This is a genomic window from Sphaerisporangium rubeum, assembly GCF_014207705.1.
Lineage (GTDB): Bacteria > Actinomycetota > Actinomycetes > Streptosporangiales > Streptosporangiaceae > Sphaerisporangium > Sphaerisporangium rubeum.
Window position 1 is genome coordinate 2135040 of the sequence record NZ_JACHIU010000001.1, and the last position, 22461, is coordinate 2157500.

The 22461-nt window shown below is 70.6% G+C and carries 17 protein-coding genes; 11 read left to right on the forward strand and 6 right to left on the reverse strand.

Features of this window, described 5'->3' with window-relative positions; translation table 11 throughout:
• Positions 1-44: 44 nt before the first annotated feature.
• The 8 genes from BJ992_RS09170 (at position 45) to BJ992_RS09205 (ending at position 11882) form a co-directional block, all read left to right on the forward strand.
• A complete protein-coding gene (locus BJ992_RS09170; RefSeq protein ID WP_184979484.1) occupies positions 45-1205 on the forward strand; it encodes an ABC transporter ATP-binding protein in 1161 nt (386 codons plus the stop codon).
• Entirely contained in the window at positions 1202-2467 is a 1266-nt protein-coding gene (locus tag BJ992_RS09175) for a polyamine ABC transporter substrate-binding protein (RefSeq protein ID WP_184979485.1), read from the forward strand. The genes BJ992_RS09170 and BJ992_RS09175 overlap by 4 nt, the downstream gene beginning before the upstream one ends.
• A gap of 3 nt (positions 2468-2470) precedes the next feature.
• The gene (locus tag BJ992_RS09180) at positions 2471-3325 is read left to right on the forward strand and encodes an ABC transporter permease (RefSeq protein WP_184979486.1); all 855 of its coding nucleotides are present in this window, start codon (positions 2471-2473) and stop codon (positions 3323-3325) included.
• Complete coding sequence (locus BJ992_RS09185) at positions 3322-4170, forward strand: ABC transporter permease (protein ID WP_184979487.1); 849 nt, start codon at positions 3322-3324, stop codon at positions 4168-4170. Before BJ992_RS09180 ends, BJ992_RS09185 begins: the two co-directional genes overlap by 4 nt.
• A 42-nt stretch (positions 4171-4212) precedes the next feature.
• A complete protein-coding gene (locus tag BJ992_RS09190) occupies positions 4213-5607 on the forward strand; it encodes an FAD-dependent oxidoreductase (protein WP_184979488.1) in 1395 nt (464 codons plus the stop codon).
• Positions 5608-5777: 170 nt separating this feature from the next.
• Entirely contained in the window at positions 5778-8312 is a 2535-nt protein-coding gene (locus BJ992_RS09195) for a carboxylate--amine ligase/circularly permuted type 2 ATP-grasp protein (RefSeq protein WP_184979489.1), read from the forward strand.
• Entirely contained in the window at positions 8312-10090 is a 1779-nt protein-coding gene (locus BJ992_RS09200; RefSeq protein WP_184979490.1) for an N-acetylglutaminylglutamine amidotransferase, read from the forward strand. The genes BJ992_RS09195 and BJ992_RS09200 overlap by 1 nt, the downstream gene beginning before the upstream one ends.
• 178 nt (positions 10091-10268) lie before the next feature.
• Entirely contained in the window at positions 10269-11882 is a 1614-nt protein-coding gene (locus BJ992_RS09205; RefSeq protein WP_343072566.1) for a S9 family peptidase, read from the forward strand.
• A gap of 31 nt (positions 11883-11913) precedes the next feature.
• On the opposite strand, the gene BJ992_RS09210 is transcribed toward BJ992_RS09205, so the two are convergent.
• From BJ992_RS09210 to BJ992_RS09225, 4 genes are all read right to left on the reverse strand, one after another.
• Positions 11914-12342, reverse strand: a complete 429-nt coding sequence (locus BJ992_RS09210; RefSeq protein ID WP_184979492.1) for a hypothetical protein — start codon at positions 12340-12342, stop codon at positions 11914-11916.
• Between the two features lie 9 nt (positions 12343-12351).
• Positions 12352-15024, reverse strand: a complete 2673-nt coding sequence (locus BJ992_RS09215) for a PEP/pyruvate-binding domain-containing protein (protein ID WP_184979493.1) — start codon at positions 15022-15024, stop codon at positions 12352-12354.
• Between the two features lie 191 nt (positions 15025-15215).
• Complete coding sequence (locus tag BJ992_RS09220; RefSeq protein WP_184979494.1) at positions 15216-15935, reverse strand: SDR family oxidoreductase; 720 nt, start codon at positions 15933-15935, stop codon at positions 15216-15218.
• Between the two features lie 68 nt (positions 15936-16003).
• Entirely contained in the window at positions 16004-16645 is a 642-nt protein-coding gene (locus BJ992_RS09225) for a VC0807 family protein (RefSeq protein ID WP_184979495.1), read from the reverse strand.
• A 285-nt stretch (positions 16646-16930) separates the two neighbouring features.
• Between BJ992_RS09225 and BJ992_RS09230 the strand changes: the two genes are divergently transcribed.
• Positions 16931-17284: a luciferase domain-containing protein gene (locus BJ992_RS09230; RefSeq protein WP_184979496.1), complete on the forward strand. Its 354-nt coding sequence runs from the start codon at positions 16931-16933 to the stop codon at positions 17282-17284.
• Here BJ992_RS09230 and leuE read toward each other — a convergent pair.
• On the reverse strand, positions 17281-17919 hold the full coding sequence (gene leuE, locus BJ992_RS09235) for a leucine efflux protein LeuE (RefSeq protein ID WP_184987783.1): 639 nt from the start codon (positions 17917-17919) through the stop codon (positions 17281-17283). The genes BJ992_RS09230 and leuE overlap by 4 nt on opposite strands.
• Before the next feature lie 319 nt (positions 17920-18238).
• On the opposite strand from leuE, the gene BJ992_RS09240 reads away from it, so the two are divergent.
• Both BJ992_RS09240 and BJ992_RS09245 read left to right on the forward strand, forming a co-directional pair.
• The gene (locus BJ992_RS09240) at positions 18239-19792 is read left to right on the forward strand and encodes a cellulose binding domain-containing protein (protein WP_184979497.1); all 1554 of its coding nucleotides are present in this window, start codon (positions 18239-18241) and stop codon (positions 19790-19792) included.
• Between the two features lie 214 nt (positions 19793-20006).
• Positions 20007-21257 (forward strand): hypothetical protein, encoded by a 1251-nt coding sequence (locus BJ992_RS09245; protein ID WP_184979498.1) that lies wholly within the window; start codon positions 20007-20009, stop codon positions 21255-21257.
• Here BJ992_RS09245 and BJ992_RS09250 read toward each other — a convergent pair whose 3' ends face one another.
• Positions 21258-22319 (reverse strand): AI-2E family transporter, encoded by a 1062-nt coding sequence (locus BJ992_RS09250; RefSeq protein WP_184979499.1) that lies wholly within the window; start codon positions 22317-22319, stop codon positions 21258-21260.
• Between the last annotated feature and the right edge of the window lie 142 nt (positions 22320-22461).

Consider the following 22461-nt stretch of genomic DNA (forward strand, 5'->3'; position numbering starts at 1 on the left):
ACTACGGCGGAAAACTGCCGACATAGGGAGAGGGATAGCCTGGAATGACGGAAATCCAGGCGGGCACGGAGGCGGGCGAGGCCGCCTCCGCCACCTCACGGGTGCCCGCCATCGAACTCGACGGGGTCGTCAAGGAATACATAGCGCACGGTGAGGTCGTCCAGGCGGTCAAGGGGGTCAGCCTGGAGATCGGGGAAGGCGAGTTCTTCTCGATGCTGGGGCCGTCCGGCTGCGGCAAGACCACCACCATGCGGATGATCGCCGGGTTCGAGGACCCGTCGCGGGGCACGGTGCGGCTGCACGGCCAGGACGTGACCGACGTCCCGCCGAACAAGCGCGACGTGAACATGGTGTTCCAGTCCTACGCGCTGTTCCCGCACATGAACGTCTGGGAGAACGTCGCGTTCGGCCTGCGCCGCAAGCGCGTCCCCGACCAGGAGATCAAGCGCAGGGTCGGCGAGATGCTGGAGATCGTCGACCTGACCGGCCGCGAGAGGCGCAGGCCCCGCGAGATGTCCGGCGGCCAGCAGCAGCGCGTCGCGCTGGCGCGGGCGCTGGTCAACGAGCCGCGGGCCCTGCTGCTCGACGAGCCGCTCGGCGCGCTGGACCTCAAGCTCCGCCAGGCTATGCAGATCGAGCTCAAGCGCATCCAGCGCGAGGTCGGCATCACCTTCGTGTACGTCACGCACGACCAGAACGAGGCGCTCACCATGAGCGACCGCATCGCCGTCATGAACGACGGCCTGGTCGAGCAGCTCGCCGGCCCGCGTGAGATCTACGAGCGGCCCGCCACCAAGTTCGTCGCCGGCTTCATCGGCACCTCCAACCTGCTGAGCGGCACCGTGGACCAGGTCGGCGACGGCACGGCCACGCTGCGGTACGGCGAAGGCGGCCGGGTCATCGTCCCGGTCGACGGCGGTGCGAGCGCCGGTGGCGACGTCGAGGTCACCGTACGGCCCGAGAAGATCAGGATCTCGGCCGACGAGCCACCCGGCGACGTCAGTGCCGTGCGCGGCACCGTGGCCGAGGTCGTCTACCTCGGCACCTACAACAGCTACTCGGTGGACCTGGCCGGGGGGACCGAGTTCACGGTCTTCGAGCAGAACGCCAGGGACAGCAGCATCACGGCGGAGCGCGGTGACTCCGTGTGGCTCTGGTGGCAGCCCCAGCACTCGTACGCGATTGGAAGTCGGCACGTCTCATGAACAACCCCACTCGTGACCTCGCGTTCCTGCGCGGCCTCACCAGCCCTCGCGGCGCAGGCGCCGGCGTGACCCGGCGCGACGCGCTGCGCATGGCGGGCCTGTCCGCCGCCGCGCTCGGCCTCGCGGCCTGCGGCGTCCAGGGCAAGAAGGCCGCCGCCCCGCAGGCGACGCAGGACGCCATCGCGGCGTACTGGGCCGGCAAGAAGCAGAACAACACGCTGCGTTTCGCCAACTGGCCGCTGTACATCGACAAGGACGGCAAGAACTACCCGTCCCTGGACGCCTTCACCAAGGAGACCGGAATCAAGGTCACCTACCAGGAGGCAATCCAGGACAACTCCACGTGGTTCGGCAAGATCCAGCCGCAGCTCGCCGCCGGCCAGGACATCGGCTTCGACCTGATGGTCATCACCAACGGCATCCAGCTCGGCCGCGCCATCGCGCTCGGCTATCTGGCGCCGCTCGACCACACCAAGCTGCCGAACTTCGCCGCCAACGCCGGCGCCAAGTACAAGAACCCGTCGTACGACCCCGGCAACGCCTACACGGTGCCGTGGCAGTCGGGGATCACCGGCATCGCGTACAACCCCAAGTACGTCGAGGGGGAGGTCACCAGCATCCAGGAGCTGTGGAACCCCAAGTACAAGGGCAAGGTCGGCATGCTCCTGGACAGCCAGGAGATCGCCAACTTCGGCATGTTCGCGCTCGGCATCGACCCCGACAAGTCGGGGGAGGCCGACTGGACCAAGGCCGCCGAGAAGCTCCAGGCGCAGCGCGACCAGGGCCTGGTGCGCAAGTACTACGAGAACGACTACGTCGACGCGCTGGTCCGCGGGGACATCTGGATCTGCATGGCGTGGTCGGGTGACATCTACCAGCAGGTCGCCGAGGGCCAGAACCTGAAGTTCGTCGTCCCTGCCGAAGGCGGCAACATCTGGACCGACAACATGTGCATCCCGAAGACCGCGCAGAACCCGGTCGACGCGCTCGCCATGATGGACTTCGCCTACAAGCCGGAGATCGCGGCCCAGCTCGCCGAGTACATCACCTACATCACCCCGGTGCCGTCCACCCAGGAGATCGTGCGCAAGCAGGCGTCCGAGGCGACCGGTGACGACAAGAAGGCGCTGGAGCTGATGGCGGACAGCCCGCTGATCTACCCGTCCGAGGCCGACCTCGCGAAGCTGCGCTCCTACAAGACCCTGACGACCAAGGACGAGAAGGTCTTCGAGGGCATCTTCCAGCCGATCACCCAGGGGTAGGCGATGAGACGCAGGCTCGCGCCGTACCTGCTCATCCTTCCGGGTGGGCTGTGGCTGCTGGTCTTCCTGGTGGTGCCGATGGTGTTCATGGCGTCGGTCTCCACGCAGGAGGGGGACGTCGTCAACGGGTTCGCGCAGACGTTCCGGTTCGCCAACTACGTCGACGCGCTGGTCAGGTTCAAGACGCAGTTCCTGCGTTCGGCCGGGTACGGCCTGGCCGGCACGCTGCTCGCCATCGCGCTCGCCTACCCGATGGCGTACTGGATCGCGTTCAAGGCGGGGGCCCGCAAGTCCACGTACCTGCTGCTGGTGCTGCTGCCGTTCTTCGTGTCGTTCGTGCTGCGCACCGTGTCGTGGAAGTTCCTGCTCGCCGACGACGGCATCCTGCTCCAGCCGCTGAAGGACACCGGCCTGCTGCCGGCCGACTTCCACGTGCTGCAGACCGCCGTGGCCGTCGTCGGGGGCCTCACCTACAACTACCTGCCGTTCATGGTGCTGCCGATCTACGTGGCGCTGGAACGGGTGGACCCGAGGGTGGTGGAGGCGTCCGCCGACCTGTACGCCACCCGGCGCGAGACGTTCACCCGCGTGGTGCTGCCGCTGTCGCTGCCGGGGGTGTTCGCCGGCGTGCTCATGACGTTCGTCCCGATGACCGCGGACTACGTCAACGCGGCCATCCTCGGTGGTCCAGCCAACACGATGATCGGCAACATCATCCAGACGGAGTACCTCGTGAACAACGACTATCCGGCTGGCGCGGCGCTGTCGTTCACGCTCATGGCCGCCATGCTGATCGGCATCTTCGCCTACGCCAAGGCGCTCGGCACCGAGAACGTCCTTGAGGCGGCGGTGCGATGAGCGGCCCGGTGAGCCCGGCGGTGCCGGCCACGGCGGCACCCGAGCTCGGGCCCGTGCGGCGGAGCAGGAAGCGGTGGGGCGACCGGCTGCTGTACGGCTACACGTGGCTGATCCTGCTGTGGCTGTTCGCGCCGATCGCCGTCATGATCGCGTTCGGGTTCAACGACACCAAGAGCAAGTCGAACGTGAGCTGGCAGGGCTTCACGTTCAAGTGGTGGGGACGGCTCGGCGACTACCCCGACCTCACCACCGCCGTGGTCAACTCGATCACGATCGCGCTGCTCGCCACCGTGGTCACCACCGTGCTCGGCACCCTGATGGGGATCGCGCTCGGCCGGTACCGGTTCCGCGGCCAGGCGGCCACCAACCTCGTGATGTTCGCCGCCATCTCCTCACCGGAGCTGGTCATGGGTGCGTCGCTGCTGTCGCTGTTCATCAGCGTCGGCGTGCAGACGGGGTACGCCACCGTCGTGCTCGCGCACGTGCTGTTCTCGGTGTCGTTCGTCGCGGTGACGGTGCGGGCCCGGGTGGTGGGACTGGACCGGTCGATCGAGGAGGCGGCGCGCGACCTCGGCGCGTCCACCTGGATCACCTTCTGGCGGGTCACCTTCCCGATGATCCTGCCGGGTGTGGTGTCCGGCGCGCTGCTGGCGTTCGCGCTGTCGATCGACGACTTCGTCATCACCCAGTTCACCAGCGGAGCGACCATCACGTTCCCGCTGTGGATCTACGGAGCGGTGCGCATCGGCGTGCCGCCTCAGGTCAACATCCTCGGCACATTGATCTTCGCGGTCGGCGTGGCCATCGCCGTGATCAACTCCATCACCGCGAGGCGCCGCGCCTGACCGGTGGCAAGCAAGTCATGCGTCGCACAAGGACGTGAAAGTGTGGAACCGCTGCAAGCGCTGGCCGGGGCCAAGCGAGAGACCTACTGGCTGGACACCCCGGTCCGGCCCGATCCGCTGCCGGCTCTGTCCGGCACGACCACGGCCGATCTGGCCGTGGTCGGCGGCGGGTTCTCCGGCCTGTGGACGGCCCTGCTCGCCAAGGAACGCGACCCCGGCCGCGACGTCGTCCTGCTGGAGGCCCGCCGCGTCGGCTGGGCCGCCTCGGGCCGCAACGGCGGCTTCTGCGCCGCCAGCGTCACCCACGGCTTCGGCAACGGCATGGCCCGCTGGCCCGAGGAGATGCCGCTGCTGACACGCCTCGGCCGCGAGAACCTCGCCGCCATCGAGGACGCCGTGGCGCGGTACGGCATCGACTGCGGCTTCGAGCGCACCGGCGAGCTGCACGTGGCGACCGCGCCGTGGCAGCTCGACGGCCTCGCCGAGGAGGCGGAGGCGGCCCGGCGGCTCGGCGGGGACGTACGCCTGCTGGACGCCGCCGAGGTGCGCGCCGTGGTGGACTCCCCGCTGTACGCCGGCGGCACGTTCGACCGCGACGGCTGCGCCATGCTGGACCCGGCGCGCCTGGCGTGGGGCCTGCGTGACGCGTGCCTGGCCGCCGGGGTGCGCGTCCACGAGAACACCCCGGTGCGTTCGCTGGCCGCCGCCGGGCCGGGCCTGGAGCTCGCCACGCCGCACGGCACGGTGCGGGCCGAGCGGGTGGCCCTCGGCACCGGCGTGTTCCCGCCGCTGCTCGGCCGGCTGCGGCACTTCCTGGTGCCGGTGTACGACTACGTGCTGGTCACCGAGCCGCTGGACGCCGACCGGCTGGCCCGCGTCGGGTGGCGCGGCCGGCAGGGGGTCGGGGAGCTGGCCAACCAGTTCCACTACTACCGGCTCACCGCGGACAACCGGATCCTGTGGGGCGGCTACGACGCGGTGTACCACAACGGCGGCCGGGTGCGGCCGGAGTACGACCAGCGCGACGAGACGTTCCTGAAGCTCGCCGCCAACTTCCAGCGGACGTTCCCGCAGCTCGCCGATGTGCGCTTCACGCACCGCTGGGGTGGGGTGATCGACACCTGCAGCAGGTTCAGCGCGTTCTTCGGCCGCGCGTTCCGTGGCCGGCTGGCGTACGCCGCCGGTTACACCGGGCTCGGCGTCGGCGCGACACGTTTCGGCGCCGAGGTGATGCTGGACCTGTTGTCGGACGAGGCGACCGAGCGGACCGGCCTGCGGATGGTGCGCGAGAAGCCGGTGCCGTTCCCGCCTGAGCCGGTGCGTTCGGGGGTGATCCAGCTCACCCGCCGCTCCATCGCGCGCGCCGACGCGCACGAGGGACGGCGCGACCTGTGGCTGCGCACCCTGGATCGGCTGGGTCTCGGCTTCGACTCCTGATCAAACGCTGTTTTCTCGCTTCTTTTCCGGGAAATCACAACGCGAAGACCGTCGCCGTTACGTGCATATGTGGTCATTCATGGGCAGAAGCCCCACATAACACCAAGTGTTCACCGGGCTCTCGCCCGGTTTCGGCGACCCCCTGGGTCCAGGACCGAAGGGTTGATGGGATGTCGGGTCTCGCGGAGTCGGTCGCCGTCGGCGTCGAGGAGGAGTTCCACGTCGTCGACCTGGAGACGCGGCACCTGGTGCCGCAGGCCGGCAACCTGCTTCAGCGGCTGCCGGAGAAGCGTTTCACCCAGGAGCTGCAGCGGTCGGTGGTGGAGGCCAACAGCCGTCCGTACGTACGGCTGGAGGACCTCGGCCATGATCTGACGGCGCTGCGGCGCACCGTGGTGGAGGCCGCCGACAGCCTCGGCCTCGGCATCGTGGCGGCCGGCGCGGTGCCGCTGGTCGACCCCTCGGCGCTGAAGATCTCCCCGGACGCGCGCTACATGCAGATGCAGGAGGACTACCAGCTCCTCACCCGCGAGCAGCTCATCTGCGGCGCGCAGGTGCACGTGGACGTCGCCGACCGCGACCTCGCCGTCGAGGTGGCGCACCGGGTGGCCAAGTGGCTGCCGCCACTGCTCGCGCTCAGCGCCAGCTCGCCGTACTGGATGGGCTCCGACAGCGGCTACGCCAGCTCACGCACCCTCGCGTGGCTGCGCTGGCCCACCACGGGCCCGGTGCGCCGCTTCACCTCGGCCGCCGAGTACGACCGCATGGTGGCCGACCTGGTGGCCTCCGGGGTGATCAGCGACCCCGGCATGATCTACTTCGATGTGCGGCCGTCCGCGCACGTCCCCACCGTCGAGATGCGCATGTGCGACGCCTGCCCCCGCGTCGAGGACGTCGTGCTGCTGGCCGGCGTGTTCCGCGCCGTGGTGCTGCGCGAGCTGCACGCCATCGAGGAGGGCGGCCCCACACACGAGACCCCGATGGAGATGGTCCGCGCCGCCACCTGGCGCTCGGCCCGCTCCGGCCTCGAAGGCGCGCTCGTCGACCCGGTGGAAGGCACCCCCATGCCGGCCGCGCAGGTCATCGTGCGCATGCTGGACGGTCTGCGTCCCCAGCTGGAGTCCACCGGCGACTGGGAGCTCGTCACCTCCCTGGCCGGGGACGCACTCGGCAGAGGCAGCTCGGCGGCCCGGCAGCGGCGCCTGGTGGAACGCGGCGGCGACCTCGCCGGCGTGGTGGACATGCTGGTCGCCGAGACCCGGCTGGACGGCTGGCACCCGGCGTTCGGCGGCCCGGTGCCGCGCCTGGACACCGAGCTGCTCAAGGGCTACGAGGCGGTGAAGGACGAGGCCGTCATCGAGACCATCCTGCGCGTGCCGTACCAGGAGGTGTTCCGGGTGATCGACCGGCTCGGGCCGGTGGAGCTCAAGGAACGCGAAGCCGAACGCGACCGCTACATGGACGAGACCGGCATGCTGTTCCGCGCCGAGGGCATGCGCGCGTACGGCCAGGAGCCTCGCGACAAGATGCCGGTGGACCTCGTGCCACGCATGATCGCCGCGAACGACTGGAAGCGCATCCAGGAGGGCATGCCGCAGCGGGTCCGCGCGCTGGAGGCGTTCGTGCGCGACGTCTACGGCCGCCGCGAGGTGATCCACGACCGGGTGCTGCCGGCGTGGGTGGTCGACGAGTCCCCCGGATACCGGCCGTCGGGCCGCCGCGTGCACCCCCGCGCCATCAGGTGCACCGTGGCGGGGCTCGACCTGGCCCGCGACGGCGCGGGACGCTGGATGGTGCTGGAGGACAACCTGCGGGTCCCGTCCGGCATGGGGTACGGCGTCGCCAACCGCCGTCTCGCGCTGCACACCATTCCGGAGTTCGACCGCACGATGATCAACGACCCCGAGGGCACCGCCGCTTTGCTCCGTGAGGCGCTGCAGGCCGCGACCCCCGTGGACGACCCGCGCGTCGGCGTGCTCACCGGCGGGCCGCGCGACCCCGCGTACTACGAGCACAGCATGCTGGCCGAGGAGATGGGTGTGGTGCTCGCCGAGCCGTCCGACCTGGAGATCCGCGGCGGCGTCGTGCACGCGCGCGGCGAACGGGTCGACGTGCTGTACCGCCGCATCCACGAGGACGAGCTGCTGGCGGGACCCATCGGCCCCGGTCTGCTCGACGCCGTGGAGCGCGGCGCGGTCACCATGGCCAACGCGTTCGGCAACGGCGTGGCCGACGACAAGAGCCTGTACCGCTACGTGCCGCGGCTCATCGACTACTATCTCGGCGAGCGGCCCCTGCTGGCCAACGTCACCACCTACCTGTGCCGTGACCCCGACGACCGCGAGCAGGTGCTCGACCGGCTGGCCGAGCTGGTGGTCAAACCGGTGGACGGCTTCGGCGGCCACGGCGTCGTCATCGGCAGGTACGCCTCCGAGGCCGAGCTGGCGGCCGTACGCGACGAGATCCTCGCCGCACCCGAGCGGTGGGTCGCGCAGGAGACGGTCGGCCTGTCCACCCACCCGACGTTCGACGGTGAGCGCATGCGGCCCCACGTCATCGACCTGCGCGCGTTCGTCTGCCTGGGGGAGACCGCGGTCGTGCCGCAGGTCGCTCTCACCCGGGTCGCACCGGCCGGCAGCATGATCGTCAACTCCTCGCAAGGAGGCGGAGCGAAGGACACCTGGCTGATGAAGGAGTCCGCCTGATGTGCGGCCTGACGGGGGAGATCCGTTTCGACGGCCGGGCCGCCGACGTCGCCGCGGTGGCCCGCATGACCGACGCCATGACGCGCCGCGGCCCGGACGGGGTCGGCGTCTGGTCCAGCGGGCCGGTCGCGCTTGGCCACCGCCGCCTGAAGATCATCGACCTGTCCGAGCGCGGCGCGCAGCCCATGGTGGACGCCGACGCCGGCCTCGCGGGGGTGTTCAACGGCTGCCTGTACAACTACCGCGAGCTGCGTGAGGAACTGGTGCGGGAGGGCTACCGGTTCTTCTCCGGCTCCGACACCGAGGTGCTGCTGAAGTCCTACCGGCACTGGGGGGCCCGCTGCGTCGACCGTTTCAACGGCATGTTCGCGTTCGCCGTGTCGGAGCGCGCCACCGGCAGGCTCGTGCTCGGCCGCGACCGGCTCGGCATCAAACCGCTGTACGTCACCAGGGACGCCGGCCGGCTGCGCTTCGCCTCGGCGCTGCCGGCGCTGCTCGCCGGCGGCGGCGTGTCCACCGACATCGACCGGGTGGCGCTGCACCACTACATGACGTTCCACTCGGTGGTCCCCTCGCCGCGCACGATCCTGACCGGCGTGGAGAAGCTGCCGCCGGGGACCGTCCGCACCGTCGAGCCGGACGGCGCCACCCACGACGAACGCTACTGGCAGCCGCCGTTCGCGCGTCCGGACGGCCCGCCGCCGTCCCCGCAGGACTGGCGGGACGCGGTGCGCGAGGCGCTGCGCGTGGCCGTGCGCCGCCGCACCGTCGCCGACGTGCCGGTGGGGGTGCTGCTGTCCGGCGGCCTGGACTCCAGCCTGATCGTCGCGCTGCTCGCCGACGAGGGACAACGGGGCCTCGCGACCTTCAGTGTCGGCTTCACCGCGGCCGGCGGCGAGTCGGGGGACGAGTTCTCCTACTCCGACCTGATCGCGCACCGGTTCGGCACCGACCACCACCGCATCATGGTGGACGACCAGCGGCTGCTGCCGTCCCTCACCGACACCGTGTGCGCGATGAGCGAGCCCATGGTGAGCCACGACTGCGTGGCGTTCCACCTGCTGTCGGAGGAGGTCTCCAAGCACGTCAAGGTCGTGCAGTCCGGACAGGGGGCCGACGAGGTGTTCGCCGGGTACGACTGGTATCCGCCGCTCTCGTCCGTCGCGCGCGACGACGTCGCCGACGCGTACGCCAAGGTGTTCTTCGACCGGTCGCACGAGGACCTCGCCGGCATTCTGCGGCCGGAATATCTCGTGCGTGAGGACGTCAGCTTCGACTTCGTCCGCGGCCATCTGGCCGCGCCGGGTGCGCAGACGGCACTGGACGCGGCGCTACGCCTGGACACCAGGGTCATGCTGGTGGACGACCCGGTCAAACGCGTCGACAACATGACGATGGCCTTCGGATTGGAGGCCCGCACGCCGTTCCTCGACCACGAACTGGTGGAACTCGCCGCCTCCTGTCCGCCTGAGCTCAAACTAGCCCACGGCGGCAAGGGTGTGCTCAAGGAGGCGGCACGCGGACTGGTTCCCGACGAGGTCATCGACCGGACCAAGGGATACTTCCCCGTGCCGGCGATCCGGCACATCCACGGGCCGTTCCTGCGGCTCGTCCGGGACGCTCTCACCTCACCGGCGGCGCGTTCACGAGGGCTCTTCCAGCCCGCCGCCGTCGAGAAACTGCTCGCCGCTCCCGATGCGCACAGAACCACCCTCGGAGCCAACGCTTTGTGGCAACTTGGTCTCCTGGAACTGTGGCTGCAAGCGCAAGGAGTCTGACGTAGACGTCTCGTGGATCTGCCGGCATCCGACCCTGGCCCCGGAGAACGACGCGATCGCTTATGTGTGCGACCGCGACGGAACCCCTCGGGTATGGGTCCAGCAACGCACTGGTCACAACGGACAGGTGTCCTCGGCACGGTTTTCCAAGGGAGGGTTCGGGCCGGAAGCGGCCCAGGTGATCGACACCGGTCCCGAGCCGGTCACCAACGTGCTGTGGTCACCCGACGGCCGGTGGCTCGCCGTCCAGGTGGCGCCAGGCGGAGGAGAGCTGACCCAGGTCTGGGCCGTACGGCCGGACGGCGGCGACCGCCGCCTGCTGGCCGGCCCCGACCGCCCGCTGGCCCGCGGCTCGGCCGTGTTCGTCCGCTGGGTCGGCGACGGCCACACGCTGCTGGTCGCCGAGCTCACACCGACCGGCATGACCGAGGCCGTGCTGATCGACGCCGAGCTCGGCCACCGTGACACCATCGCCTCGGGCCACCTGATGTGGCCGAGTGCCGTCAGCCACGACCGCCGCACGGCCCTGCTGCGCAAAGGCCCGCGCGGCATGCGCGAGATGACCGTCGCCGACCTGCCGTTCGGCCGTGAGCGGCTGCTGCTGCCCCCCACCACCGACCTCGGCGCGCTGTCCCCGGACGGCGAGGTCGCCTACGTGCGGTCCAACGCCGGCCGCGACCGGGCCGCGCTGATCGCGCTGCGCGCCGGCGAGGCCCCCGTGGTGGTGGCGGAACGGCCGGACGCCGAGCTGGACCGGTTCACGGTCAGCCACGACGGCCGGGTCGCGCTGCTGGCGTGGAACGTCGCCGGCCGGTCGGAGCTCACGGTGGCCGACCTGGTGAAGGGGGTCACCCGCGAGCTTCCCGCGCCGCCGGCCGAGGTGATCGGCTCGGTGCGGCTGTCGGTGGACGGGTCGCTCGCGGTGCTGGCGGCCGAGTCGCCGAGCACGCCGTCCCATGTGCTGCTGTGCGACGTGACCGCCGGCACCTACCTGCGGGTCGCGGGGGACGCGCCGCTCGCCGACCCGCCGCACGCCGAGCTGGTGCGGTACGGCGCGCGCGACGGCCTGGAGCTCACCGGGTGGCTGTACCGCGCCGCACCCGGACCCATGCCGTGCGTGATCTGGCTGCACGGCGGGCCGGAGAGCCAGGAGCGGCCCACGTACAACCCGCTGTTCCAGCGGCTGGTAGCCGCCGGCGTCAGCGTGCTCGCCCCCAACGTCCGCGGCTCCTCGGGGTTCGGCCGCGCGTTCCAGGACGCCGACAACCACGCGCTGCGGTTCCACGCCATCGACGACGTCGCCGACACGGTCGCCTACCTGGTGGAAAGCGGAGTGGCCGACCGTGAGCGCGTCGCCTGCATGGGCCGCTCCTACGGCGGTTACCTCACGCTCGCCGCGCTGGTGACCTACCCCGAGCTGTTCCGCGCCGGCGTGGACGTCTGCGGCATGGCCGACTTCGCGACGTTCTACGCGCTCACCGAGCCGTGGATCGCCGCCGCCGCCGTCGGCGAGTACGGCGACCCGGTGGCCGACCGCGACCTGCTCAAGGCGCTGTCCCCCATCCATTCCTTCGACCGCCTGACCGCTCCGCTCCTCGTCGTCCACGGAGCGCAGGACACCAACGTGCCGGTCTACGAGGCCGAGCAGGTCGTGGCCGCCGCCACGTCCCGCGGCGTCCCCTGCCGCTACCTGCTGTTCGACGACGAGGGCCACGAGACCGTCCGCACCGCCAACAAGATCGCCTACATCGAGGCGGTCACCGACTGGCTGACCCACTGGCTCACCGGCTAGCCGCGAGGACCTCTTGACCCGCGACCGCGGGTCAAGAGGTGTGGCAGCCGGTGCGGCCGGTGATCTCCACGTTGGGATGGTCCGCGCGCAGCGTCACGGTGAACGTGATGCCGAGCGAGGTCTTCTCCAGCACGCTCACGTTCACCCCGAACCGGTCGCCGGGGCCCTCGCCTTCCTGGTAGCCCATGCGCTGGAACTCCGACGCGAGGGCCGAGACCACTCCCGCGGCGGTGCCGCCGGAGGCGAGGTCGCCGGTGAGGGTGTAGACGGCGCGGCGCGAGCCGGCCGGACAGCCGCCGGCGTCCTCGGCGGACGCCACGTGCTTGGCCGCCAGATCGATACGGCTCAGCGTGGCGCCGTCCTCGTTGAGGATGCGGGTGGTGTCGGCCAAGCCCGGCGCGCCGGCGCAGCCGGCCGCCACGACCCCGAGTACGAGCACGATCGCCCCGATCCCCCGCATCCCACCATTTTACCGATCTGTCGTCACGTCGCCGGGAAACAGCACCGCGCCTGAGGTGCCGTCCACCGTGATCGTCTGTCCTGTGGTGATACGGGAGGTGGCGTCCGCGACGCCGACCACGGCGGGGATGCCGTACTCGCGGGCCACCACGGACCCGTGCGAGTTGGCGCCACCCATCTCCATGACCAGGCCGCCGGCGGTGAGGAACAGCGGCGTCCAGCCGGGGTCGGTGGACGGCGCGACCAGGATCTCGCCGGGTGCCAGGTGCGCGCCGACCGGGTCGAGCACCACGCGCGCGACCCCGGTGACCGTCCCCGGGGACGCCGGTGTGCCGGTCAGCGAGCCGTCGGCGGCCGGTGCGGCGGAGGCCACCGCCTCGGGTTCGGTGCCGTCCGACAGCAGGATCCGCGGGATGTGCCTGCGCCGCGACTCCCGCGCGTACTCGGCCCTGCGATCCCGCACCAGCAGGCGGTGGTCGGCGCCGCCGAGGGCCGCGCGGACCTCGGGAAGGGTCAGCATGAAGACGTCGTCCGCCTGGTCGAGCAGCCCGCGGCCGGCCAGGTCGGCCCCGGCGGCCCGCAGGTGGCCGCGCACCTCGGCCAGCGCGACGATCAGATAGTTCTTCGGCGTCTCGCGGTAGCCGCCGAGCATCCGCGTGCGGCCGAGCGCGAACCGCACGACCCGGCCGCGCAACCCCCCGGCCCGCCGTGCGAGTGTCTCCACCGTCGCCTCGGCCTCACGCGCACCCCGCTCGAACACCGCGTCGGGGGCGAGCGCCGGGTCGTCCAGCCGCAGGTAGTTGGCCAGCACACCGAGCACGTGCGCCGGGTCCTCCGACCAGCGCGGCACCCCCACGTCGATCTCCGCGACGGCCCGGTGGCCGTACCTGGCGAGGAACCCGTCCAGCTCGCGCCGCAGCACCGGCGGCAACGCGACGGGATCAGGCAGTCCGGGACCGCCGAGGGCCCGCGCGGACGCCTCGTCGGCACGGATCCGGGTGGCGGCGTGCCACAACGCGAGGTCCATCTCGGTGGTGACGTTGTGCGGCAGCCCGCGCAGCACCGTCTGCAGCTCACCGGGCCGGGTCCTGCCGCGCAGCAGGCGCGCGGCGAGGCCCAGCGACACCAGGCCCGCGCCGGGGGAGGGGAACAGGGAGGGGACCAGCGTGGCCAGATGCCGCAGGACCCGCTCCACGTGGTCCAGCCGCTGCACGGGTTTCATGGCGGAAGGCGCCGCGAGCATCGCGCCGAGCCGTTCCCCCACCTCGGCGACGTGCGCCTCGGCGCGCTCGGGGTCGGCCAGCATGCGCACGACCCGCGGCGGGATGCGGTACCGCCACATCAGCCGCAGCACGCGCCGGATCGCCGGCAGCGCCGAGCGCCGCGACACCGACAGCCGCGGGTCGCCGAACAGGCCGCGCACGACGACGGCGGACCTGGCCTCCATCAGGTCGAACACCCTCGGCATGACCTTGCGTCCCACGGTGCTGCGCATGACCCCCGTGACGTCCGCGAACACCCGCATCCCGACGGCGACCACCGGATCGGCGGCCGGCCGCACGCCGTACAGCTCCCGCACGCCTGTCGCGAGCTCCTGGAACACCGACACCCCCATCGGGGTGATCGGCCGGTGCAGCCCCTGCGCCAGGCTGAAGCAGAACAGCACCCGCAGCCCATCGGCCCCCACGCGCTCCGGCGGCAGCGGGTACAGCGTGGTGATCGGCCGCGCCTGGGTGAGCCACAGGCGGCCGTCCTCGTCGACGGCCCACTCGGTGTCCTGCGGCGCGCCGTAGTGCGTCTCGACCCGCCGGCCGAGCTCCGCCAGCGCGATCACCTGCGCGTCGCCGAGGCACGGCTCCTCGGTCCCGGTCCCCTGGACGTGCTCCACGCCGCCGCCGGGCAGGGGACGGACCGCGACGGTCTTGTCGCCGAGGCGGCGGGTGGTGATCAGCCCGCGTGGGCTCACCACGTAATGGTCGGGGTTGACCGCGCCGGACACCACGGCCTCCCCGAGCCCCGGAGCCGCGTCGATCACCGTCTCGCCGCGCCGGCCGGTCACCGGGTTGGCGGTGAACATCACCCCGGCCACCCGCGCCTGGACCATGTCCTGGATCACCACGGCCAGGCGCACGGCGCCGTGGTCGATGCCGTTCGCCGCGCGGTACGCCACGGCCCGGTCGGTCCACAGTGAGGCCCAGCAGCGCCGCACCGCGTCGAGCACGGCGTGCGGCCCGGTGACGTTGAGGTAGGTGTCCTGCTGACCGGCGAAGCTGGCGTCCGGCAGGTCCTCGGCGGTCGCCGACGACCGCACCGCCACCGGCCCGCGTGCCGCGCCGCGCGCGGCGGCGGCGATGTCGTCCGGCACGGGTGCGGCGAGCATCAGCGCGCGGGCCCGGCCGGCCAGCTCCGCGAGCGCGGCGGTGTCGTCCGGCGGGGTGGCGGCGAGGTCGCGGAGCACGTCGTCGAGCCCGGCCGACGCCGCCACCCGGCCGTACGCCTCGGTGGTGAGGCAGCAGCCGGGTGGGACCGGCAGCCCCGCGCGGATGAGGACGCCGAGGTTGACCGCCTTGCCGCCGGCCAGCGGCAGCATGTCGGCCGCGACGTCCCGCAGGTCGAGCACGAGCGGACCGGCGGGCTCGGGGGCAGGGCCGGTCTCTCCTCGGTGGCTCCGGATCTCGATCATGGTCGCTCCTCGCGGCGTGGCGGGGGAGACGCGGCGGCCTCCTGCATGAGCCCGCGGCCGGGTTCTTACCCACAATAAACTCATCAACTGATGAAATCAACGGAGAATGAAATCTGGTGAACGACCCCGGTCATGACAGGAGCGGGCCCGCGACCTGACCGGCCGCGGGCCCGCCGGCGACGCCGTCCCGCCTAGGTCATCGTGTTCCCGCCGTTGACGGTGAGCCGGTGGCCGGTGATGAACCGCGCGCGAGGAGAGGCCAGGAACGCGACCGCCTCCGCCACGTCCATCGGCACCCCGACGAGCCCGAGCGGCACCTGCTCCCGGTACCACTCGGTGTCCAGGCCCTCGTGGCGCTCCACCGGGATCCAGCCCGGCGCGACCGTGTTGACCGTGATGCCGTACGGCCCGAGCTCACGTGCCCATGAACGGGTCAGCCCGTGCATCGCCGACTTCGCCGAGACGTAGTGACCGAACTCCAGGTTGCCGATGTCGGTCACCTCGCTGCCGATGTTGACGACCCGGCCGGTACCCGCCGCGCGCATGCCGGGGAGCACGGCGTGCAGGAGCTGCAGCGGCGCCTTGACGAAGTAGCGGAGCTGGCCGAGGTGGTCCTCCCAGGTCTGCTCCGCGAGGGGGATCATCGGGTGCGGCCCCGTGGCGTTGTTGACCAGCACCTCGACCGGGCCGGCCACCGCCTCGACGGCCGCGACGCCGCGCCGTACCTCGTCCTCGTCGGTCACGTCGAACCGCGCCACATGCGCCGCGGGGCCGATGCGGGCGGCCACGGCCTCGGCACGCTCGGGGTCGGTGAAGTGGTTGACGGCGACCTTCCAGCCGTCGGCGGCGAGGCGCTCGGCGATGATCGCGCCGATCCCTCGCGACGCGCCGGTGACGAGCGCGCATCCCATGATGGCCATCCTCTCCGCAGGGGATGACCATTTTGGCGTGCTTCGCGGAGATCGCCCAGATGTCGTGACTAGGCCGCGGGAAGTGCGGCCGGCTCGTGCAGACGGCGCAGCACGCGGCGGAACGCGTAGATCGAGACGGCGACCGCGACGCCGCTGATGACGGCGACCACGGAGGTGCGCACCAGCAGGTAGGTGCCGATCGACTGGTGGAGCAGCAGGTAGATGCTGACCGTGGAGTTGGCCAGCAGCACGAAGGCCCACAGCAGCGTGATACGCGCGAAGAACCGGCGCATCCGCTCGTGCCGCAGCACGGTGGACGGCAGGTGGATGTAGTCGAGCGTGAGCTTCTGCACCAGCGGCCGGTTGAGCCGCACCGAGGCGAGGAACGCCATGCTGATGCAGATGGTGCCGAGCTCGGGCTGGAGGAAGTACACGACGGCGCTGCCGGTCCACCAGCCGAGCGCCGCGCGCGCCGTGATGGCGATCGCCGCGAGCACCATCGTGCCGGGCACCGGCCTGCGCCGGACCAGCCGCCAGCCCACCCCCGCGTACACCCAGCTGACGGCCGCGATCAGCGCGCCGTCCAGCCCGAGCAGCGCGAGCGCCGCGTAGAAGACGGCGAGAGGGGCGACGACGCCTTCGAGAAGCCGGGGGACGGCCTGCCTGATCAACGCGGTGATCCGCGGGAGGGTGAAGGTCGGGGTGCTCATGCTTCTCCCAGGAATGGCGGAAGACCGACGCTAGGGCTTGGCCGACTACCCCGCGACCGCATTGCCAAAACTAGGGCGAAACACGTGAATGATCGCATTACTCACACCTCAGGCCGGTGTCCCGGTGGACGGCGCACCCTCATTGTCGCGCGGGGTGACGGCGGTGATGAACGGTCGGTCTGCTGACCTGCGGTGACGCCTCTCGTTTCTGAAATGGTTGAACATCGAATAACGGTTCGGAAACGGAGGGTTTCCAGATAGGGAGCGTACCGGGACCATGAAGGCATGGCAGTGCTTTCACGCACAGGTCGGTCGGCCGCGTGCGTGGCCGACGTCGCCGGTCAGCTCGCGCGCTGGCCCGATCTCGTGGTGATCCATACCCGCAATGCCGTCAGGTTCCGCACCATGGGCCGGGAGATCATTCGTATGCCCGGCGACCACACGGCCGAGCTTTTGCTGACCAGTCCCGTGATCGACCGCTGGGCCCGCGTCCTCGCCGCGTCCAACCGCGTCACCCAGGGCCACGCCGACGGCTGGGTCCGGATCGAGATCGAGGACCAGACCGACGTCGACATGTTCCTGTCGCTGGTCAGCGTCGCGCTCAAGGCCAACCGCGAGACGCCGGCCCCGCCGAGCTAACCGAGGCCGGCGGTCGCCAGCTTGGCGCCGAAGCCGAGGAACAGCGCGCCTGCGCACGAGGTCAATCCGGCGGACAGCCGCCTGCGGCGCCTGAACTGGACGGCCAGGTGCACGCCGGTGAATATCAGCATCGACAGGTACAGCACGCTGAAGAACTGGCAGATCGCGCCGAGCACCAGGAACGACAGCACCGGTGCCCCGTAGGCGGGGTCCACGAACTGCACGAAGAACGAAACGAAGAACAGGATCGCCTTCGGGTTGAGCAGGCTGATCGTCAGCGCCTTGCGGAACGGGTCGGAGGCGTCGGTGACCGGGGTGACGGCCGCCGTCTCCCGTCGCGAACGCACGGCGCCTCTGATCATGGCGAGGCCGATCCACGCGAGGTAGGCGGCCCCGGCGTACTTGACGATGGTGAACAGCAGCGGCGTGGAGCGCAGCAGCGACGCGACGCCGGCGGCGGACAGCGCCATCAGCACCGTGTCGCCGAGGAAGACGCCGGCCGCGGCCCGGTACCCGGCGCGCACACCGCGCCGTGCGCCGACCGACAGGACGAACAAGGAGTTCGGGCCGGGGAGCAAGATGATCAGGAAGGCCCCGAGGGTGTAGGCCCAGATGTTGGTGATGCCGAGGAACATGTGCCGCCTGCTCTGCGCTGAGGAACAGCTCATCACCATATATCGGCAAAGAGGGGGGACGAGGGTGCCGCCTCCCTCTACCGGGCGAATGTACCGATCGTCCGGTGTGTGTAAGGACATCCTGTCTCGCGGAAAAGTGAGCAGTTTGGGTCTTGTGGCGTGGTGAGGACGGGGCTACGATCGGCGCAACTCTTAGGAAACTTTCCTAAAAGATAGTCGCAGGCGACCGTCACGTACGACTTCCTCTCCGGCCCGCACGGCCGGCACCCCCCACCGCCGGCACCGGCACCCCCACCGGGCCGGCCCCCGAGGAGCTTTCATGCGGTACATCCGACTGTGCGTCGCGGCCATGGTCGCCGCGGCCGCCGTACTCGTCCTGACGGGCACACCGGCCCTCGCGGCACCCGCCACCGCCGTCTTCACCAAGCCCCAGGACTGGGGCTCGGGCTTCGAAGGCAAGTACACGATCACCAACGGCACCACGACCACGATGAACGGCTGGACCGTGGCGTTCGACCTGCCCTCCGGCTACCAGGTCACGACGGCCTGGGACGCGGTCATGACCAGGAACGGCCAGCGCTTCAGCTTCACCAACCCGAGCTGGGCCCCGACCCTCGCTCCCGGCGCCAGCGTCAGCTTCGGCTTCAACGGCAGCCCCGGCAACTTCGGCACCCCCGCCAACTGCACCCTGAACGGCGCTCCGTGCTCAGGCGGCGGCACCCCCGGCGCTCCGGGCACCCCCGGCACCCCTGTCGTCACCGCCACAGGCAACTCCTCGATCTCACTGTCCTGGACCGCGTCCAGTGGCACCGTCACCGGATACCGGGTGTACGAGGGCACCACCCTGCGCGCCACCGTGACCGGCACAACGGCCACCATCGGCTCACTCGGCACCTGCACCACGCACACTTACACCGTGCGGGCCTACAACTCCGCCGGCGAGTCGCCGGCCAGTGGCACGGTCACCGGCACCACGACCGGCTGCACCAACCCGCAGCCCGGCGGCAAGGGAGCACCGTACCTGTACCTCGGCTGGGGCAACCCGCCGAGCCCCGTGACGGTCATGAACGCGACCGGGGTCAAGTGGTTCACGATGGCGTTCATCCTGTCCGGCGGCGGCTGCACCCCGGCGTGGGACGGCCAGCGTCCGCTCCAGGGCGGTGTGGACGCGTCCACCATCGCGCAGATCAAGGCGGCCGGCGGTGACATCGTGCCGTCGTTCGGCGGGTGGAGCGGAAACAAGCTCGGGCCGAACTGCTCGTCGGCGCAGGCGCTCGCCGGGGCCTACCAGCAGGTCATCAACGCGTACAACCTCAAGATGATCGACATCGACATCGAGAACACCGACGAGTTCGAGAACGAGGCCGTGCAGGACCGCGTCCTGAACGCGCTGAAGATCGTCAAGCAGAACAACCCCGGCATCAAAACGATCATCACGTTCGGCACGACGACCTCCGGGCCGAGCTGGTGGGGGACCCGCCTCATCAACCAGTCGGCCGCGCTCGGCGCGAACATCGACGTCTACACGATCATGCCGTTCGACTTCGGCGGCGGCGCGAACATGTACCAGAGCACCGTCAACGCCGCCGAGGGCCTGAAGAGCGCGCTGAAGACCGCCTTCGGCTGGTCCGACGCCACCGCCTACGCGCACATGGGCATCTCCGGAATGAACGGCCTGTCCGACCAGCAGGAACTCACCAGCCCGGCCACCTGGACGCAGATACGCGACTGGGCCAAGGCCCGGGGCCTCGCGCGCCTGGCCTTCTGGTCGGTCAACCGCGACCGCGGCTGCGCCGGCGGCGGCGTGCAGGCGGCGTGCAGCGGCATCTCCCAGAACGACTGGCAGTTCACCTCCATCACCGCCGGATTCTGACCCCTCACGGGACGCTCACCCGCCGTCCCGGCCGCCGGACCGTACGGCCCGCGCGCCTTCGACCCCCCACGGAGCGCGCGGGCCGTACACAGCATGACGAAGCCCATCAAAAAGCTCGCAAGGCTTCCTTGACCGACCAATTCTGGATAGATGATGGCAATCTTGCTGGCCGAGTGGTCGGTTTGGCCCGTCGTCCGGCAGGCTAGGGACCGTCATGGACAACGCAATCCTCACGGGGTCTCTCCTCGTCACCGGTGTCGTGCTCGCTCTCCTCGCTCAGTGGAGGGGCTGGAAGCCGTCGCTCGCCGTCGCGCTCGCCGTCGGCATCGGCTTCCGCGTGGCCGTCATGATCCTCGCGGTCATCAGCACGTGGCAGCCGGTCGACTTCGTCAACAGCTTCAAACCGGCCGGCGAGGCCATCCTCGCCCACAAGGACCCCGTGCTGGAGAGCAACGGCGGCTGGCACTTCCTGCCGACCATCCCCTACATCTACGGGCTGCTGCTCTGGCTGAACATCCCCTGGGAGATCGCCGGACGCCTGGTCACCGTGGTCGCCGACATCATCCTCATCCCCCTGGTCGGCAAACTCGCCGGCGGCAAGGACGCCGGCCTGCGCGCCTTCCAGTACGCCTGCAACCCGCTGGCCCTGCTCGTGGCGTCCATCCACGGCCAGGTCGAGCCGGTGTCCCTCGTCTTCGGCGTCGCCGCCTTCGTCGTCGCGCGCAACGCCAGGACCTCACGGCCGGTGCGCAACGCCATCTTCGCCGGCCTGCTCATGGGCCTCGCGCTGTGCGCCAAGAGCTGGCCCATCTGGCTGGTCCCCGGCATGCTGCTCTTCCTGCCGGACCTGCGCACCCGCCTGTACGGCCTCATCTCCACCGGCGTGCCGCCGCTGTTCTTCCTCGCCACCCTGCCGATCGGCGCCGGCACCTCGCTGTCCCAGCTCCCCGAGGTCATCAAGACCATCGGCGACGTGCGGCCCATCATCGGCGAATGGGGCTGGACGGCCATCGCCGTCGGCGGCGACTGGACCCTCGACGCCGGCCTCGCGCGGTACGGCCAATGGATGATCTACGGCAGCCTGCTGATCGTCGGCATCCTGTGGCGCCGCGCCGACCCGGTCGACCTCACCACCGCGCTGCTGCTGACCTTCATGATCGTCACCCCGCGGCTCGGCGCGCAGTACCTGCTGTGGTTCATGCCGTTCCTCGTGGCGAGACCCACCCGGTTCGCCTGGCCGGTGATCATCGGCACGAGCACATGGGCCGCGCTGGGATATCTGTACATCACGCAGAGCGCCACACTGTGGGCCGAACTGCACGCACCCTGGGCCATGAGCTCCATCGTGCTGCTCCCCGTCCTGCTCGCCGCGCTGCCCTGGGGCGCGCGCCGCACCGGAGGCGTCGTCGACGTCACGAACACCGGCCAACCGGTGCGCGCGCCGGCGCGCGCCGCGACGTCCTGATCAGCCTTCCGGCGAGCTCGGTTCCCGGGCCTTCGGAATCTCCCCCGAGACCAGCGCTCCCGACCACCTGGCGGCCGGATCACTGTCGATGAGCAACGCACGGGTCAGCAGCGTCAGCGGAATGGCGAGCAACGCGCCGAGCGGCCCGAGCACCGTGGCCCAGACGATCAACGACAACAGCGTCACCGTCGTGGTCAGCCCCACCGCGTCGCCGAGGAACTTCGGCTGGATGAAGGACTGCACCACCAAGTTGATCACCATGTACGCCACGATCACCAGGATCATCGACCGGACCCCGCCGGTCAGCAACGCGAGCAACGCCGGCGGGACCAGGCCGATCACGAACCCGATGTTGGGGATGTAGTTGGTGATCAGCGCGAGCACCCCCCACAGCAGAGGCAGCGGCACACCGAGGACGTACAGCGCCGCCACATCGAGCACCGAGCAGATGATCCCGAAAATCGTGGACACCAGCAGATAGCGCCGCACCCGGTGCGCGAACGTGCCGAGCGCCGCCACGAACGCCGGCCGCTCCGCCGCCGCCGCGTCGAGCACCCGTGACACGATCGGCGCGTCCAGGCTCATCGCCAGCAGCAGGATCACGATGAGCAGCAGTCCCGACAGCACTCCGATCAGACTGGTCAGCAGTGCCTGAGCGAACGTCAAGATCTTGCCGGGGTCGAGCGACTGGATCGCCTTGCTGAGCTCAGGCGCCACCCCGAACTCGGCCGCCAGCCTCTGCATGTCCTGCGTCAGCCGAGCGAACTGCGGACCGTAGTCCGGCACCAGCGCCGCCAGCTGCGCCACCGCCACCGTCAGCACACCGACCATGGCGAACAACACCACCATGACCACCGTGAACGGCACCGCGACCACCAGCCAATGCGGCGCACCCCGGCGAGCGAGCCGGTCACGGATCGGATCGACCGCGACCGTCAGCACGAGCGCGAGCACAAGCGGCCCCACGATGGAGCTCACCGCCTGGATCCCCGCGAGGATCACGATGGCGGCCGCACCGGTGAGCAGCACGATCAGGGCCCGGGGTACCGCTCGTTCTTTCACGCCGTCGCCTCGCTCACATCTCGGCCTCGCGTACGCATCCGCCTGTTGCACTTGCCACTTTGCTTGCCACGGCCCCGCCGCCGGAAGGGGCGGACGGCGATCGTGACCCGTATTGGATCGACGACCGCCGCGACCCTGCTAA

Bases quoted from the DNA above. Each gene is read 5' to 3' on its own strand.
- BJ992_RS09170 (WP_184979484.1), top strand. From the start codon at position 45: ATGACGGAAATCCAGGCGGGCACGGAGGCGGGCGAGGCCGCCTCCGCC.
- BJ992_RS09175 (WP_184979485.1), top strand. From the start codon at position 1,202: ATGAACAACCCCACTCGTGACCTCGCGTTCCTGCGCGGCCTCACCAGC.
- BJ992_RS09180 (WP_184979486.1), top strand. From the start codon at position 2,471: ATGAGACGCAGGCTCGCGCCGTACCTGCTCATCCTTCCGGGTGGGCTG.
- BJ992_RS09185 (WP_184979487.1), top strand. From the start codon at position 3,322: ATGAGCGGCCCGGTGAGCCCGGCGGTGCCGGCCACGGCGGCACCCGAG.
- BJ992_RS09195 (WP_184979489.1), top strand. From the start codon at position 5,778: ATGTCGGGTCTCGCGGAGTCGGTCGCCGTCGGCGTCGAGGAGGAGTTC.
- BJ992_RS09200 (WP_184979490.1), top strand. From the start codon at position 8,312: ATGTGCGGCCTGACGGGGGAGATCCGTTTCGACGGCCGGGCCGCCGAC.
- BJ992_RS09210 (WP_184979492.1), bottom strand. From the start codon at position 12,342: ATGCGGGGGATCGGGGCGATCGTGCTCGTACTCGGGGTCGTGGCGGCC.
- BJ992_RS09215 (WP_184979493.1), bottom strand. From the start codon at position 15,024: ATGATCGAGATCCGGAGCCACCGAGGAGAGACCGGCCCTGCCCCCGAG.
- BJ992_RS09220 (WP_184979494.1), bottom strand. From the start codon at position 15,935: ATGGGATGCGCGCTCGTCACCGGCGCGTCGCGAGGGATCGGCGCGATC.
- BJ992_RS09225 (WP_184979495.1), bottom strand. From the start codon at position 16,645: ATGAGCACCCCGACCTTCACCCTCCCGCGGATCACCGCGTTGATCAGG.
- BJ992_RS09230 (WP_184979496.1), top strand. From the start codon at position 16,931: ATGGCAGTGCTTTCACGCACAGGTCGGTCGGCCGCGTGCGTGGCCGAC.
- leuE (WP_184987783.1), bottom strand. From the start codon at position 17,919: ATGTTCCTCGGCATCACCAACATCTGGGCCTACACCCTCGGGGCCTTC.
- BJ992_RS09240 (WP_184979497.1), top strand. From the start codon at position 18,239: ATGCGGTACATCCGACTGTGCGTCGCGGCCATGGTCGCCGCGGCCGCC.
- BJ992_RS09245 (WP_184979498.1), top strand. From the start codon at position 20,007: ATGGACAACGCAATCCTCACGGGGTCTCTCCTCGTCACCGGTGTCGTG.